Source organism: Janthinobacterium sp. BCJ23 (genome assembly GCF_059617945.1).
Genome location: NZ_JCAQAW010000003.1, coordinates 438,359 through 455,381, shown reverse-complemented (window position 1 = coordinate 455,381; position 17,023 = coordinate 438,359). Strand labels below are relative to the sequence as shown.

The window sequence follows — 17,023 nt, the reverse complement described above, 5'->3', positions numbered from 1 at the left end:
AAGCGTGACAGAACATGTGCCATTGGCTCTGCGCTGGCAGCGGCTGCGTGCCGCCTATCGCATGGCCAACCTGGCCACCCACCATGTGTTGGGTTTTACCATCAAATTGGTGCTGCTCGCGTATTTCGCCTTCGCCGTACTGTTTTTATTCCTGCGCTATGCGATTCTGCCGAATATCGACTATTACAAAGGCGATATCGAGCGGGCGGCCAGCCGTGCGCTGGGCAACCCCGTCAGCATTGCGCGTATTTATGCCTCCTGGCATGGCGTTCGCCCCAATCTCTTCCTCGGTGACGTGACCCTGCGTGACCAGGCGGGCCGCCAGGCGCTGAGCTTGCCGAGCATATCGGCCACCGTGTCGTGGTGGAGCGTGCTGGGTTCAGTGCGCTTTACTACCCTGGAAATCACGCGGCCGGACCTGGACGTGCGGCGCAGCAAGGATGGCAAGCTGTACGTGGCCGGGGTGTTGATCGACAGTACGCAAGGCAGCGATGGCAAGGGCGCCGACTGGCTGCTGTCGCAACATGACATCATCATTCGCGATGGCAAGGTGCGCTGGACGGACGAGGCGCGTGGGACACCCGAGCTGGCCTTATCCCAGGTCAATCTGTTGCTGCGCAACCGCTGGCGCAGTCACCGGCTGGGCTTGCAGGCCACGCCACCCGCCAGTCTGGCCGCGCCCATCGATGTGCGCGCTCACTTCACGCATCCGCCTTTCAGCACGCGCATCTCCGATGTGTCGATGTGGAAAGGCGAGCTGTACGCCGACCTGAAAAACGCCGACCTGGCCGCCTGGCGCCGCTACCTCGATTATCCGTTCGAACTGAGCCAGGGCAAGGGCGCCCTGCGCGCCTGGCTGAGCCTGGATCACGCGCGCCTGGCCGGTTTCACGGCGGACGTGGGGTTGACGGATGTGACGGCGCAGTTGGGCGAGCATATCGCGCCGCTCGACCTGCTGTCGGTCAGCGGACGCATTTCGGCAAAAGAAGAGCTCTCGCAGACACCCGACGGCAAACCGACGTTTGGCGCGAATGGGCACCAGGTGGAGTTGACGAATTTCGCGGTGGAAACCCGAGACGGCCTCAGCCTGCCGCCCACGACTTTGTCCGAGCGTTTCATTGCTGCCACCAAGCGCAAGCCGGCGCGCACGGAAATCACGGCCAAATCGCTCGATTTGCAAACCCTGGCCGCATTGGCCGACAAGCTGCCACTGGGCGAACAGCAGCGCCAGCGTCTCGACGCCCTGGCGCCGCGCGGGCGTTTGCAGGATTTTGCCGCGCAATGGGAAGGCGAAATGGCGACACCGGCCAGCTACCGTTTGCGCGGCAAATTCATCGATCTGGGTCTGAATGCGCAGCCGGTGCGCCTGGCCGTGGCGAAGACGGCGACCGGCCCCGCGCAGGCCGCCGCACCGGCTATCCCCGGTTTCGAACATTTGACTGGCAGTATCGATGCCAGCGAAAAGGGCGGCAAGGTCGATATCGATACACGGGGATTGGTATTGCAACTGGCCTCCTATTTGAGTGAGCCGGCCTTGCCGTTCGAACAGTTCGAAATGGAGGCGCGCTGGGCTTTCCAAGCAGACAATATGCTACAAGTCGACCTGGACAGGCTTGATCTTAATCAAGAAGGCATGCGAGTCGCCCTGCATGGTTCGCAGCGTTTGCCTCTCGACGGCAAGAACCTGGGCCAGGTCGACTTGACGGGCACGATCGATAATTTCCAGATCAACACCATCGGCCGCTATCTGCCGCTGCAAACGCCCGAGCACCTGCGCCACTGGCTGACGGGCGCGCTGGAAGGCGGCATGGCGCGCGATGTCAGCCTGCGCCTGCGCGGCGAACTCGAGCATTTCCCGTTCAAGGCCGACACGCCTGCCCAGCGCAACCGCGGCGACTTCCGTATCGCCGGAAAGATCGAGAACGGCACCTTGAATTATGCGCCCGGCGAATTTGCGGAAAGCGGTCCGCTGGCGGGCAAGGCGCCCCTGTGGCCGCAGGCGGAAAAGATCAAGGGCAGTTTTTTGTTCGAGCGCGCGCGCATGGAAATTCGCGGCGACACGGCCACCACGGGCGGCGTGGCATTGACGAATGTCAAAGCCGTGATCCCCGACCTGACGGTGTTCGACACCTTGCTCGATATCGACGGCAACGCGGCCGGCCCGATGCAGGAATTTCTCAAGTACGTGACGGCCAGCCCCGTGCTGGGCTGGATCGAGCATTTCACGGATGAAACGACGGCGACGGGCAACGCTAAGCTGGCCCTCAAATTGCACTTGCCGATCGAACGCATGCTCGAATCGACCGTGCAAGGCAGCTTGCAGCTGGCGGGCAACGACGTGGTGCTGTTCCACGACATGCCGCCCGTGCTGGGCACGCAGGGCAAGATCGAATTCAACGAAAAAGGCGTCAACCTGAATGGTTTGAATGGCAGCCTGCTGGGCGGGCCGCTGGCCATCTCGGGCGGCACGCAGCCGGACAGCTCCATCCAGGTGAAAATAGCCGGCAACATGACCATCGACGGCTTGCGCAAGACCTATCCGGCGCCCGTGCTGCAGCGTCTGGCGAAACATTTGAATGGCGGCGCCCGTTACAGCGGCTTGATCACGGCCCGCGACCACCAGGTGGTGGTCAATGTCGAGTCGCCGCTGACGGGCCTGGGCCTGGATTTCCCCGCTCCCCTGAAAAAACCGGCCGGCGACAGCCTGCCCGTGAAATTCACCCTGACGGGCAATGCTGCCAATGGCGCCGGCTTGCGCACGGACGATATCCGCATCGCGCTGGGCTCCGGCATCGCTGCGCGCTACCAGCGCCAGAAGCAGGGCAAGGATGCCTGGCGCCTGGTGCGCGGCGGCATCGGCGTGAACGTGCCGGCGCCGGAACCGGAGAGCGGCATGATGCTCAACGTCAACATGAAAACCCTGGACGTGGACAGCTGGATTGCCGCCGGCAGCGAGATCGCCGGCAGCGCGACGGCGTCCGCCGACAGCGGCGGCGCCGACGATGCGCCCGATATCGCGCAATACGTCGTGCCGGACATGATGGCGGCCCGCGCCAGTGAACTGATGCTGGGCGAGCGCAAGCTGGAAAACGTGGTGGTGGGCGCCACGCATCAAAAGGATGTGTGGCAAGCCAATATCGATGCGAAACAGGTGTCGGGCTATGTGACGTGGCTGGAAACGCCATCCGGCCTGGGCAAGATGACGGCGCGCCTGTCCTCGCTGATCATTCCGGAGTCGGCCGCCAACGATGTGAAAAATTTACTGGAAGGAAAAAGTGGCGCCCAGTCGATTCCTTCGCTCGATATCGTCGCCGAGCAATTCGAGCTGTTCAACAAGAAGATCGGCCGGCTGGAGTTGCAGGCCTATAACACCATGGCGGCGGGCGGACGCGAGTGGCGCGTGGGCAAGCTGCAACTGTCAAACCCCGATGGCGCCCTGAGCGGCAGTGGCAAATGGGTCATCAAGGATGGGCAGAGCACGACCAGCCTGCGTTTCGGCCTCGATATCGTCGATGCGGGCAAGCTGCTCGACCGCTTCGGCTTTGCCGACACGGTGCGCCGCGGCAAAGGCCGTCTGAGCGGCGACATCGCCTGGAACGGCTTGCCGTATTCGTTCGACATTCCCACCTTGTCGGGGCAGATCGAGATGAACGTGGAGTCGGGCCAGTTCCTCAAGCAGGACCCGGGCGCGGCCAAGCTGTTGGGCGTGCTCAGCTTGCAAGCCTTGCCCCGCTTGCTGAAACTCGATTTCCACGACGTGTTTTCCGAAGGCTTGGCCTTCGACGGCATCACGGCCAACGCCAGCATCAAGCGCGGCGTCGTGACGACGAACAACCTCAAGATGCATGGCGTGGCGGCCACCGTGCTGATGGATGGCACGGCCGATATCGCCAATGAAACGACGAATCTGCACGTGGTGGTGATCCCTGAATTTAACCTGGGAACGGGGCCGCTCGTGTATGCGCTGGCCGTCAATCCCGTCATCGGCCTGGGCAGTTTCCTGGCGCAGCTGTTCCTGCGTGCGCCCGTGATGAAGGCGCTCACTTACCATATGCAGATCGCCGGTCCGTGGAAATCGCCCGTCGTGACCAAACTCGATGGTGGTAAATTGGAACCTGTCGCCGTGCCTGCCGCTGCGGCGGTGGAGGCCGTGGCGAAATAGGCGAGGCGTTCGAATGGATAAGAGGTGGCAATGATGCATACAGTCGCAGCAGTACAAATGATTTCCTCGCCTTCCGTGGAAGACAACCTGGCCACGGCGCGGCGCCTGGTGGCGCAGGCCGCCGCCGGTGGCGCGCAACTGGTGGTGCTGCCTGAATACTGGGCCATCATGGGCAAGCAGGAAACGGACAAGCTGGCCCATGCGGAACAGCCCGGCAGTGGCCCCATCCAGGATGGCATGGCGCAGATGGCGCGCCAGCACGGCATCTGGCTGATCGGCGGCACCTTGCCCCTGATCTCGGGCCAGGAGGGCAAGGTCTTGAATACGACGCTCGTGTACGATCCGCAAGGCGAACCGGCCGGCCGCTATGACAAGATCCACCTGTTCGGTTTTACGCGCGGCATCGAGTCGTACAATGAATCGCGCACCATCGTGCCCGGTGCGCAGGTGCGCGCTATCGAGACGCCGTTCGGCCGCGTCGGCCTGTCAATCTGCTACGACCTGCGCTTCCCCGAACTGTACCGCGCCATGGGCGATTGCGCGCTGATCGTCGTGCCGGCCGCGTTTACCCATACGACGGGCAGCGCCCATTGGGAAGTGCTGCTGCGCGCGCGCGCCATCGAAAACCAGTGCTATGTGCTGGCCTCGGCGCAGGGCGGCCTGCATCCGAACGGCCGGCGCACCTGGGGCCACAGCATGCTGATCGACCCGTGGGGCGAAGTGATCGCCGTGCTGCCCGAAGGCGAGGGCGTGGTCAGCGGCGAGATCGACCTGGTGTTCCTGGCCGGCGTGCGCGAGTCGCTGCCGGCCCTCACGCACCGCACCATGTAAATTGAATTGTGAGAAAAAGCCATGATCCCATTTGAACCCAATCTGTCCAGCCTGGCCGTGGCGCGCGATATCCTGCTCACGCCGTTCGGCCTGGACGAAGACAAGCTGCTCAAGGCCCTGGGCACGATGTTTACGCACAAGGTCGACTATGCCGACCTGTATTTCCAGTCGACCAAGAGCGAAGGCTGGAGCCTGGAAGAGGGCATCGTCAAGACGGGCAGTTTTTCCATCGACCAGGGCGTGGGCGTGCGCGCCGTGTCCGGCGACAAGACGGCGTTTGCGTATTCCGACGACATTTCCGAGCGGGCCCTGCTGGAAGCGGCGGCGGCCACGCGCACGATTGCGCGCGCGGGCGCCGGCAAAATCAAGATCGCGGGCCAGATGCAGCCGCAAGGCGGGCGTTCCTTGTACCTGCCCAACGATCCACTGGCCTCGCTCGATGCCACGGCCAAGGTGCAACTGCTCGAGCGCGTGGAAAAGATGGCGCGCGCGAAAGATCCCCGCGTGGTGCAAGTGATGGCGGGCCTGGCTGGCGAATACGACGTGGTGCTGGTGCTGCGCAGCGACGGTGTGCTGGCGGCCGACATCCGCCCGCTGGTGCGCGTGTCGCTGACCGTGATCGCGGAACAGAATGGCCGCCGCGAAACGGGCTCGGCCGGCGGCGGCGGGCGCTTCAGCTATGACTATTTCAGCGATGCCGTGCTGGAACAATACGCGACGGACGCCGTCAATTCGGCGCTGGTGAACCTGGAAGCGCGCCCCGCGCCAGCCGGTCCCATGACCATCGTGCTGGGGCCGGGCTGGCCCGGCATCCTGCTGCACGAAGCGATCGGCCATGGTCTGGAAGGCGATTTCAACCGCAAGGGCTCGTCCGCGTTTTCGGACCGCATCGGCGAGCGCGTGGCCGCCAAGGGCGTCACCGTGGTCGATGACGGCACCCTGGCTGGCCGGCGCGGTTCCCTGAACATCGACGACGAGGGCAACCCGACGCAGTGCACGACCCTGATCGAGGACGGCATCCTCAAGGGTTACATCCAGGACGCGATGAACGCGCGCCTGATGAAGATGCCCGTGACGGGCAATGCGCGCCGCGAATCGTTCGCCCACCTGCCCATGCCGCGCATGACAAATACGTACATGCTGGGCGGCGACAAGGACCCGGGCGAGATCCTCGCATCCGTGAAAAACGGCTTGTATGCCGTCAACTTCGGCGGCGGCCAGGTCGACATCACGAACGGCAAGTTCGTCTTCTCGGCCAGCGAAGCGTACATGATCGAAAACGGCAAGCTCAGCTACCCGGTGAAGGGTGCGACCCTGATCGGCAATGGCCCGGACGTGCTCAACCGTGTCTCCATGATCGGCAACGACATGCGCCTCGATTCGGGCGTGGGCGTGTGCGGCAAGGAAGGGCAGAGCGTGCCCGTGGGCGTGGGGCAGCCGACCTTGCGCCTCGATGGCATCACGGTTGGCGGGACTGCCTGATCTTTTCGGGCACTGCGCGGCCAACAACGGTGTCGGATTACGCGCGGCTGCGCCGCGCAATCCGACCTACATTTCTGGCAAGCTGATCGTGTAGGTCGGGTTAGCCCGAAGGGCGCAACCCGACACCACCGCTATTTCTCAGAATTTATACTTCACCCCCGCACTGACAAAGCGTCCTGCCGCGCCCGCGTAGTCGAGCGGGTTGTAGCCCGTGGCGCCATACGTCAGCGGGTCGAGCGGGGCGATCTTGTCGAACAGGTTTTGTATCGTCGCAAACACTTCCAGCTTGGGCGTGGCCAGCCAGCGGGCCGTCAGGTCCACCGTGGTGAACGAGGCGATGCGGCAGCCGCGCGGCGCGTCGGTGCCGTCGGCGAAATGCGTGGCGCAGCCGTCCGGGTCATTCTTGAACAGTATGTTGTCGAGCGGCGCACGGTAGTTGACGTTGGCCGTGACCCGCCAGTTCTGGCGTTCCCAGGTGGCGCCCAGGTTGATGCGGTCGTCCGGCGTACCCATGCAGTTGGACACGTCGCAATTGCCATGCGTGCCGGCAAAATCGCGCTGCGTGCCATCGCGTTCCGTGCGCAGCCATTTGTACAGATGCGTCCACTTCAGGTCGAAGGTCAGGTTGCCATAGTCGCCGCCCAGGTTGAAGCGCTGGCGGGCGTCGATATCGATGCCGCGCACCGTCGTTTGCGCCGAATTCACATAGTTGGCCAGCACGGCCGTGATGGCGCCCGGATCGCCGGCAATGCCGGTGGCCGTCGATGGGTCGCGCGCTACGTTGCCGGCGGCAATGGCCGCATCCGTTTGCTCCTGGTTGATTTCATTCTTGCGGCGGATTTGCCACAGGTCCACGGAAATGCTGCTGCGCGGCAGCGGGTCCCACACGGCGCCGACGGAAAAGCTGCGCGAACGCTCCGGCGACAGGTTCGGATTGGGCGAGGTGATGACGGCGATCGGCGCGGGATCGCACGCCACTTCCACGCCCAGCGCGCAGCGCAGCGGATCGCTGGCGGTGGAAAACGCGGCCAGGCCGCCGACGCCGTTTTCCGCCGCGCTGGGGGCGCGGAAGCCCTTGGCGAAGGTGCCGCGCAGGGCCAGTTCGCGCATGGGCGTCCATTTCACGCCCACTTTCGGCGTGTAGGAATTGCCCACGTCGGTGAAATGGTCGGCGCGCAGGGCGCCTGACAGCTCGACGGTTTTCAGCACGGGCGCCAGCACTTCGGCGTAGATGGCCGAGGCGTTGCGGCTGCCCTTGTAGGCGGAATAGCCGAGGCCGATGATATTGCCCCGTTCCGTGCCCGTGGTGGGCTTGAGTTCCGTCGATTCATGGCGGAATTCCGCACCCACGGCCACGCCCAGGCCGCCGCCGTCCAGCTTTGCCACCTCGCGGCTGGCCTTGAAGTCGATCTGCGCGATATGCGTCTTGGCATCGTTCGAGATGCGCGGCGACAGGGCCGCGTACAGCTCGGGCGAATTGAGGCCCGCGTTTTCCGCGATACGCCACAGGCTGCCGGCCGGCAGGGCCGCATAGGCGGGGTTCAGGCTGGCCGCCGCCACGTTCGTGGCGGTCGGGTTGAGCAGGGCGAAGGCGACGTCGCGCTGCAGGTAGCCGTTCAAGTCGTTCGACACCTTGTTCTGCGAGTACAGCAAGGCGCTGTCGATATCCCAGCCCGCCACCGTGCCCTTGATGCCGGCCACAAAGCGCGTGAAGGTCGAATTGACTTCCGACAGGCGCGGTCCCACGTCGGCCGCCAGGTAGCGCAGCCGCGCCGCCGTGCCGAAATATGGATTGTCCGGGTGGGCTGCGCCGAGCGACACGCCCGCATTGCTGACGGGCCCGCCCGGGTAGCCGACCGAGCCGCTGACCGTCGATGGCGTGGTGGCCGAGTTTGATTCGCTGTGATACACGTTCAGTTCCGCATACGTCTGCAGTGCTGGCGTCAGTTGCCAGGCGGCGCGGCCGAAGAAATTGATGTTCTTTTGCTTGGGCTGGATCTGCCCGTACTGCTGCGCGGCATCGGTCAGGCAGCCGCCGCCCGGGTCGCCTTGCGGATGCGTGGTGAAGTTGCCGCAGGCGGCGCCGGGGAAGGTGCGTGTAAAACCCGCGCCGGACAGGTTGCCGCGGTTGTAGTAGTCGAGCGTGTCGGGATTGCGCACATTGCCGTTGACGGCACTGCCGGCCGCGTTGTTGGTGGTGATGGCGCCCGCACCGCTGAGCGACTCCTGCGCGCTGAAACCCAGGTCGCGCAAGTCGCTGCGGCCCACGGCGCCCCGTCCGGCCCGGTCGCGGTTCCAGATGGCGGCCTTTTCGCTGTACTCGAGGTTCAGCAGCACGTTGTAGCGGTCGCTGTCGATGTCGCCGAAGCCGTGCGTGATGGCGGCGCGCGCATCGCGCCCGTCCCACTCCTTCGTCTTGCCGTAATTGCCCTTGATGGCCGTGCCCTGGTAGTCGCGCCGCAGGATCACGTTGACAACGCCGGCAATCGCGTCCGAACCGTAGATGGCCGAGGCGCCATCCTTGAGGATTTCCACCCGTTCCACCGCTTCCAGGGGAATGATGTTCAGGTCGGCGAATACCTTCTGGCCATCGTCGGCCAGGCCATACGGCGCGACGCGGCGCCCGTTCAGCAGCACCAGGGTCGAGGCCGTGCCCAGGCCTCGCAGCGATACGCCGGAAGCGCCGGCGGCAAAGCCGTTGCCGAAGGTGGTGGGCACCGAGCCCTGGTTGTCGACGGCTAAGGTCTGCAGCAGTTCGGCCACGCTGGACTTGCCCGATTTTTCAATGTCGGCCGCGTTCAGCGTTTGCACGGCCGACGCCGTTTCCGCCTGCGCGCGGCGGATGTTCGAACCGGTGATTTCCACGCGGGCAATCGGGGCAGCATCTTGCGCCAGGACGGGCAGACTCAGCAGCGCACTGGCCAGCGCCAGGCCCAGTCTGGGTGGTGAAAAGGCAGCGGATGGTAAGGATAGGGTAGGGATCATGCGGTTCTCCGGAAAGGTCAGGCAGTCAAAGGTCGTTGATGCGTCCTTGAGTTTTGTCCGTGAGCCGATGCCGGGATTAGATCTGGATCAAGGAGTGCCCCGCTTGTCGTCGATAGAATGGCTGGCGTGGCGTGGTTGCCACGACGGACACAGCGGTAGTGACCTGCGAACGGGTATGGGCAGCGCGCAACTTTTTATGCTTTTTAACGTACTTTGCAGTGTAAAACGGCAGCGGCATGCGGCTTTGCCGACAAATATGCTTGCCAACCCTTGCAATTTAGGTTTATAGTCGTTCATCACTTACGGATGACTCGCATGTTCGCTCGCCACTTTTTTACCGCTTATTTTTACTTTAGCAATTCCAACCCAAAGGCGGTGGAGTAGCGGTCGGTTCACGTAGCAGCAAAACGAGATCCCAGCAAATTCTAAAAAACCGCCACTGATGGCGGTTTTTTTTTACCCAGATGTTTTACCCATCCTTAAATTTTGGAGAAAATGATGCCCCGCACCGATGATTTGCGAATTCGCGAAATGAAGGAATTGACCCCGCCGTCCCACCTGATCCGCGAATTCGCCTGCTCGGAGCAAGCCGAACAGACAGCCGCCAGCGCCCGCATTGCCCTGCACCGTATCCTGCACGGCCAGGACGACCGCCTGATGGTGGTGATCGGGCCTTGCTCCATCCACGACACCAAGGCGGCGATGGAATATGCGCGCCTGCTGGTGAAGGAGCGCGCGCGTTTCGCGGGCGAACTGGAAATCGTCATGCGCGTCTACTTCGAGAAGCCGCGCACCACGGTGGGCTGGAAGGGCCTGATCAACGATCCGTACATGGACAACAGCTTCCGCATCAACGACGGCTTGCGCATGGCGCGCGAACTGTTGCGCGATATCAATGAGCTGGGCTTGCCGGCCGGTACCGAGTTCCTCGACGTGATCAGCCCGCAATATATCGCCGACTTGATCAGCTGGGGCGCCATCGGCGCGCGCACGACGGAATCGCAGGTGCACCGCGAGCTGGCGTCGGGATTATCCTGTCCCGTCGGATTCAAGAATGGCACGGACGGCAATGTCAAAATCGCCGTGGAAGCCATCAAGGCCGCCTCGCAGCCGCACCATTTCCTTTCCGTCACGAAGGGCGGCCACTCGGCCATCGTCTCGACCAATGGCAACGAGGATTGCCACATCATCCTGCGCGGCGGCAAAACGCCGAACTATGACGCGGCCAGCGTTGACGACGCTTGCAAGGCGATTGCGGCGCAAGGCCTGGCGGCGCGCCTGATGATCGACGCCTCGCATGCGAACAGCTCGAAAAAACCGGAAAACCAGATTCCCGTGTGCGCCGACATTGCCAGCCAGGTGGCGGGCGGCGACGACCGCATCGTCGGCGTGATGGTGGAATCGCACCTGGTGGCGGGGCGCCAGGATTTGATCCCGGGCAAGGAATTGATCTACGGCCAGTCCGTCACGGACGGTTGCATCGACTGGAGCGCCAGCGTGGCCGTGCTGGAAAACCTGGCGGCAGCCGTCAAGCAGCGCCGCTTGAAGGGCGACGCGGAATAAAGTGACGTGGCGCGCAGCATGAAAAAAAGCCCGGAAAGCTAAGCTTTCCGGGCTTTTCAGTTTTCAGCCGAGAGCAGATGCGGTCAGCTTAGAACTTGTAGGAACCGCTCAGGTAGAACTGGCGGCCCAGGGCGCTCGAGTACGATGGGTTGTAGCCCACTTGATGCGAACCCGTGTTACGCAGGGTGAACGGCGGATTGCGGTCGAACAGGTTCAGGATGCCGCCCGTGATTTCCACGTTTTTCAGTGGACGGTAAGCCGTCTGGAAGTCGAAGGTGGTGTAGCTCGGCACTTCCAGCTGGATGCCATAGCATTCGCCAGGGCTGCCGGCCACGATCACGGCGCAGTCTTTCGCCGTCTGTTCCTTGTCCGTGTAGCCATTGCGGTAGCTGGCGCTCAGCGTATGCGTGAACTTGGCTGTCTCATACGTGGTGGTGGCACGGATGATGTTGCGGAAGCTGACCTTGTCGTTCGAACCGTAGCGATTCAGGCTGGTTTCCCATTGATCATCGGTGCCCGGCGTCGTGTAGCGCGAACGCAGCAGATAGGTACCCATCAGGCGGCTCGTCAGGCGGCCGTCCAGCAGCTTCATCTTGTGGGTGAAGTCGTAGTCGATACCGCGGTTTTCCACCTTGCCGATGTTAATCGGCAGCAGCTTGATGGCCAGCACGTCCTTGCCCGTCGAGCTGATGTGCTTGGTGGTGAACAGATTGGCGTACTTGGCAGGATCGTTGAAGATCAGGCCTTCGGACACGGCGGTCACCTGGTCGCGGATTTCCACGTTCCACAGGTCAAACGACATCGACAGGCTGTCGATTGGTTCGAACACGGTACCGATGCTCCATTGCTTCGACGTTTCCGGCTTCAGGTCCGGGTTGCCGCCCTGGAAGGCTTCGAATTGCTGGCGTCCCACGCCGCTGCAGTAGCTGGCCAGCGGATGGCCGCCCATGCCGTTTGCTGCCGTCAATGGGCATTGATAGTTACCGCCCGTGACGCCCCAGTCTTCCAGTGGACCGGCGATTTCCTGCATGCTGGCGGCGCGGAAGCCGGTGCCGGCAGCGGCGCGGAACATCAGGCTCTTGGTGGCGGAATACTTGCCGCTGACTTTCCAGGTGGTGGCGTTTTCTTTCTTGCCTACCGTCTTGCCCGTCAGCTTGTCGTCGATGGATCCGATCTGGTCGTAACGCAGCGAGCCGGTCATTTCCAGTTTTTTTGAGATTGGCATCATCAGCTCGGCGTAGGCGCCGGCATTGTCGCGTGCGTATTCGCTGTCGACTTGTGCATTGTCAAACAGGATCTGCGCCTGTTTGGCAACATTCGCCTGCTGCACCTTGTACGAGGTGTTGCGGTAGTCGGCGCCCACGCCCAGCATGGCCGTGCCGCCTGGCAGCGAGAACACAGGACGTGAAGCGCGGCCGTCGATGCCCTTCATTTCCACGGTTTGCGTGTTGTAGGTGCCGCTGAAGCCCGTGCCCAGCAGTGCCTGGCGCATGGCATCCGGCATGGAACCGACCGGGTAGGCGAACGGGTCGATATTGCCGGCGGCTACTTGCGCGTCGAATTTGTCCGCCAGCGGGAAACCGCTGACGTATTCTTGCGTCTGCTTGTTTTTCGAGTACGTTACGGCGGAGTTGATGTCCCAGCCGAATGCATTGCCATCGATGCCGGCGACGATGTGGGTGGCTTTGGTGCCGTAGTCGTAGACGCGGTTGCCCATTTCCGACAGGCGGTATTTGGCGACGGCGCCCGTGGCGTTGGCCAGTTGCGCTGGCGTCAGGTTCGGCGCCAGATATTTGTTGAACAGCGGCGAGCCGACATCGACGGAGAAATCGGCCGGGTACGGCGCAATGCTGGCGACGACGCGCGCTTCCGTGTAGGCGAGGTCATAGAAACCCTGGAAGCCGGTTTTGCCCAGTTTGACGGTACCCGAGCTGAAGATGGCGTCGCGCTTCGATTCGGGATTGATTTCGATGGTCGATGGCGAATCGAAATAGCAATTGCCGTCGCCATAGAAATCCATGTTGCTGGCAGCACATTTGCCGCCATGGGCCAGTGCGTACGGGTTCAGGTTGACGGACTTGCTGACTGTCTTGCCGGTGGCAGGATCGATGGCATCGTAATCGACAGTTGCGTTGCCTGGCGCCGAGCGCGAAGAACCGTTGATGAATTGCAGTGCCTTGCCGTTCTTCGGATCGTTGAAATTGATGATGCCGCTTTTCGCGAAGCTGCGCTGCGATGCTTTCAGCGATTTTTGTTCGTCATGGCTGGCCGACACGAAGATGCTGTAGCCATCTTCGTCGATGTCGCCGAAGCCCTTGCTGATGGAAATCGAGTTGCTGGCGCCGCCTTTTTCTTCAGGACGCGAGTACTTGGCATTGATTTCCAGCGGCGATGCGCCTTTTTTCAGGATGAAGTTGACCACGCCGGCGATGGCGTCGGCGCCATACAGTGCCGAGGCGCCGTCCGTCAGCACTTCCACGCGCTCGATGGCCGACAGGGGGATCGAGTTCAGGTCGATGGTGGTGCCGGAATTGGATGGCGCAATACGGCGGCCGTTCAGCAGCACCAGCGTGTAGGCTGCGCCGATATCGTGGATCGAGGCCGTGGTGACGCCGCCGCCGCCGCCGCCCACCGAATCGGCGGCCACGGAGAAGCCCTGCATCGCAGGAATTTGCTGGATGAAATCGGTCACCGTGGTGACGCCGGTTTTCTTGATGTCTTTCTGGTTGAACGACTGCACCGGCAGCGACGCTTCGGAAGCGATGCGCTTGATGCTCGAACCGGTGACTTCCACGCGTTGCATGGTGCCATCTGTTGTTTCTTGTGCATACGCGGCGTGCATGCTCAGGGCCATGCCGCCTGCAAACATCAGGCGCAGCGACCGCGATATTACATTTTCTATCATCATCTGAAATTCCTTGTTATTGTGATAAAGGCGGCAATTATTTTGAAATAACTTGTTGCTTACTAACAATTTATTTGCCTTTTTACAAATCCACCAATGAAAATTCTGTAAATTTTCAGGGCCCTCATCAAAACATTCACGATTCAGATTGTCAATTTCGTGCGGACTTTTTGGACGAAATGCAACATTTCCCTGTTTTTTTTGTAATCCTTCAGCAATAAAGTATCGCGGACCCTTGTCAGTCCTGCTCAGATGCGTAAAATAAAACGGCGCACATCATCGCTGATGGCGCCGTCTTTGGCATGGCTGGCACACGCTGGCCAGCGCTGTCTGGTCTGTCTTTCTTCCGTCACTCCCTCAAAACGTATAGCTGCCGCGCAAATAGTAGGCGCGCCCGATCGGGTCCGTATAGCGCGGGTCATAGCCTTTCTGGAACAGGGTGCCCTGGTTCGAGAATGGCGGTTCCCTGTCCAGCAGGTTTTTCACGCCGGCCGTCAGCAACAAGCCTTTCCACACGTAACTGCCCGACACGTTGAGCAGGCTGTATGACGGCACATCGTGGCGGTATGGCGGCTCGACCAGATTCTGGTCCGTGTAGCCGGACTTGAACGATTGCGACACGGTGGCGCCCCAGTTGCCCAGGCGCCAGTTCAGCGCTGCCGTATGTTTCCAGCGGAACACGGGATTGTTGTCCGCATAGCGGCCCACGTTGGCAATGAATTCGCCGCCGCGCTCGTTCTGGTAGTCATATTTGTGGGTCCACGTGCCATCGACCGACACGCTGACATCGCCATACGCGCCTCGGGCCAGGCGCGCATTCAGGCTGACGTCGATACCGTCCGTTTTCACTTCGCCGAGGTTGTCGTTCAAGTCCAGGATGGCGTAGGGCGAACCATCGGGATTGCGCAGGAACAAAGCCTTGTATTTTTCGTAGTTGCCGAAGATCGATTGCTCGGGCAAGGACGAAATCTTGTCCTTCAAATGGATGTTCCAGTAATCGATGGCGAGCGTGACTTCCTTGATCGGTTCGAGCACGAGGCCGACGGCGAAGGTGGTGGATTTTTCCGGTTTCAGGTTTTCATTACCGCCTTGCAGCTTGAATTGCTGCAAGTCGCAATCGCGCAGGGGATTGGCGCCGGGCTGCGGCACGCCGCCCGGGCACAGGATGGGGTCGTCGTAGGTATCGTTGGTGTCGTTCTTCGATGGCGGCGCATTCTTTTCAAACAAGGTGGGAGCGCGGAAACCCGTGCTGGCCGAACCCCGCAGCACCAGCGCGCTGCTGGCCTGGTAGCGCAGGGCCAGCTTCGGATTGGTGGTGCTGCCCACGTCGCTGTAATGGTCGAAGCGGGCTGCCAATTGCACTTCCAGGTCCTTGATCAAGGGCAGGTTGACTTCGCCGAAGACGGCCTGGATCGTGCGCGAGCCGCTCTTCGACAGCGAGCCGGACAAGCCGGAACTGGCGGCCTGGCCGGCGATATCGCGGTTGACATTGAAGTCGGCCTTTTCGTGCCGTACTTCGCCACCCAAAGCGATGGCCAGCGGGCCGCCGGCCAGCTGCATCAGTTCGCGGCTGCCCTTGATGTCGAAGCCCGTGGTGGCGACCTTGGCGTTCTGCACCTCGCCGCGCAGGGCGGTGCTGTCCAGGTAAGCCTTGCCGGCCGCGTCCTGCACGCCGAACGGGTTCAGGATGCCGTTCAACACACCAGCGGCAAAGCCCGCATCCTGCACATAGCCACCCGTGAACTTTTCCGACGACTTGCTGATCGCGTGGCTCAGGCCCGTCTTGTAGTCCCAGCCGGACAGCTCGCCTTCGAGCGCCAGCACCAGGCGGTCCGCCTTGCCATCCGAATCGATCTGCCGCTGGCCTGCTTCCACGGGGCGCCAGTTGACGCTCAGCGGCTGGCCCGACAGGCCCGGCTGGGCCGGCACGCCGCCCGCATTGCCCGGATAGTATGGACTGGTGCTGGGCAGGATCAAGCCCGTTTGCGGCGGCGGCGCCGTGCGTGCCTTCACCTTGTTTTCCGAATGCAGGTATTCCACCGTGGCCAAATGGCCGCCACCGAGCTTGAAGGCGCCCTTGCCGAAGAATGCCAGCTGTTCCTGTGCGGGCAGGTTGTCGATCTGGCGCGTGTAATCCTGGCGGCAGGTGCCGTTGGCGGCTGCCACCGACAAGGGCGGCAGGCAACCGCTGGCCGCGTAGGGATTGCCGGCCAAGCCGTCGCCGCCATTGGCCGCCGCATCGAAGTAGTTGCCGGGGAAAGTCGTGCCGCTGGTAATGGACAGCCCGCGCGAGGGGATGATGCCGGTCTTGGAAAAGTCACGGTCCTGCGACGTCAGCACTTTTTGCTTGTGGTAGTCGAGCACGCCGAAAATATTGTAGCCGTCCGTGTCGAGCTTGCCGAAACCCGTCGACAGGTTGACGCGGTGCTCGCCGCCGCCCTTGTGTTCGGGCGAGACGACCTCGGCGGTGATATTCGTGACGTTGACGGAGCGCTTCGTGATGAAGTTGATGACGCCGCCGATGGCGTCCGTGCCGTAGATGGCCGAGGCGCCGTCGCGCAGCACTTCGACACGTTCCAGGGCGGCAATCGGGATGATGTTCAGGTCGACGCTGGCGCCGTCATACGGATGGTTGGCGATGCGCCGGCCGTTGAGCAGGACCAGGGTCTTGTCGCCGCCCAGGCCGCGCAAGTCGGCGCTGGCCTGACCGCCCGTGGGCAAGCCGCTGGTATTGCCGCCGACGGCATTGCCGCTGCCCATGCTCGACGCGTTCGAGGGGATCTTGCTCAGCACTTCCTGGGCCGTCGTCAAGCCCTGCTTGGCGAAATCCTCGGCCTTGAAGATGGACAAGGGCGTCGCCGTTTCCGAGACGAGGCGTTTGATGGAGGAACCGGTGACTTCGACACGCTGCATGGCAGGGGGCTCGCCGGCGGTGCCGGTGTCCTGTGCCATGGCCGCATGGCCATACGCGCCGAGCAAGGTTGCGCACAGCAGGCGCAAGGTTGGGGAGGGACTGCGGGTTTGCGTCATCTGACACTCCTGTGGCGTGGGTTTGGCCAAGTGGCCTGCAAGGGAGTTTTACAGGCGCGCAGCAG

7 protein-coding genes are annotated in these 17,023 nt (G+C 62.4%); 4 read left to right on the top strand and 3 right to left on the bottom strand.

What is annotated here, in order from left to right; genetic code table 11:
- The first annotated feature begins 4 nt into the window (after positions 1-4).
- The 3 genes from AC54AG_RS13610 to tldD are packed head-to-tail and all read left to right on the top strand — an operon-like array spanning position 5 to position 6,475.
- Positions 5-4,162, top strand: coding sequence for a YhdP family protein (locus AC54AG_RS13610; RefSeq protein WP_331777557.1), 4,158 nt, complete (start codon positions 5-7; stop codon positions 4,160-4,162).
- A 30-nt stretch (positions 4,163-4,192) separates the two neighbouring features.
- Positions 4,193-4,993: a carbon-nitrogen hydrolase family protein gene (locus tag AC54AG_RS13605; RefSeq protein WP_034760185.1), complete on the top strand. Its 801-nt coding sequence runs from the start codon at positions 4,193-4,195 to the stop codon at positions 4,991-4,993.
- Between the two features lie 21 nt (positions 4,994-5,014).
- The gene (gene tldD, locus AC54AG_RS13600; RefSeq protein WP_331777556.1) at positions 5,015-6,475 is read left to right on the top strand and encodes a metalloprotease TldD; all 1,461 of its coding nucleotides are present in this window, start codon (positions 5,015-5,017) and stop codon (positions 6,473-6,475) included.
- A 138-nt stretch (positions 6,476-6,613) separates the two neighbouring features.
- Here the strand turns inward: tldD and AC54AG_RS13595 are convergent, their stop codons facing one another.
- Positions 6,614-9,460, bottom strand: coding sequence for a TonB-dependent receptor (locus tag AC54AG_RS13595; RefSeq protein WP_331777555.1), 2,847 nt, complete (start codon positions 9,458-9,460; stop codon positions 6,614-6,616).
- A gap of 498 nt (positions 9,461-9,958) precedes the next feature.
- On the opposite strand from AC54AG_RS13595, the gene aroG reads away from it, so the two are divergent.
- On the top strand, positions 9,959-11,023 hold the full coding sequence (gene aroG / locus AC54AG_RS13590; protein ID WP_034760477.1) for a 3-deoxy-7-phosphoheptulonate synthase AroG: 1,065 nt from the start codon (positions 9,959-9,961) through the stop codon (positions 11,021-11,023).
- An 88-nt stretch (positions 11,024-11,111) separates the two neighbouring features.
- Here the strand turns inward: aroG and AC54AG_RS13585 are convergent, their stop codons facing one another.
- Both AC54AG_RS13585 and AC54AG_RS13580 read right to left on the bottom strand, forming a co-directional pair.
- Positions 11,112-13,931 (bottom strand): TonB-dependent receptor, encoded by a 2,820-nt coding sequence (locus AC54AG_RS13585; RefSeq protein WP_496630635.1) that lies wholly within the window; start codon positions 13,929-13,931, stop codon positions 11,112-11,114.
- Positions 13,932-14,285: 354 nt separating this feature from the next.
- Positions 14,286-16,958, bottom strand: a complete 2,673-nt coding sequence (locus AC54AG_RS13580; protein ID WP_496630633.1) for a TonB-dependent receptor — start codon at positions 16,956-16,958, stop codon at positions 14,286-14,288.
- Positions 16,959-17,023: the final 65 nt, after the last annotated feature.

Excerpts from the sequence above, each read along its gene's own strand:
- aroG (WP_034760477.1), top strand. The coding sequence starts at position 9,959 with ATGCCCCGCACCGATGATTTGCGAATTCGCGAAATGAAGGAATTGACC.
- AC54AG_RS13605 (WP_034760185.1), top strand. The coding sequence starts at position 4,193 with ATGATGCATACAGTCGCAGCAGTACAAATGATTTCCTCGCCTTCCGTG.
- AC54AG_RS13585 (WP_496630635.1), bottom strand. The coding sequence starts at position 13,931 with ATGATGATAGAAAATGTAATATCGCGGTCGCTGCGCCTGATGTTTGCA.
- tldD (WP_331777556.1), top strand. The coding sequence starts at position 5,015 with ATGATCCCATTTGAACCCAATCTGTCCAGCCTGGCCGTGGCGCGCGAT.
- AC54AG_RS13580 (WP_496630633.1), bottom strand. The coding sequence starts at position 16,958 with ATGACGCAAACCCGCAGTCCCTCCCCAACCTTGCGCCTGCTGTGCGCA.
- AC54AG_RS13595 (WP_331777555.1), bottom strand. The coding sequence starts at position 9,460 with ATGATCCCTACCCTATCCTTACCATCCGCTGCCTTTTCACCACCCAGA.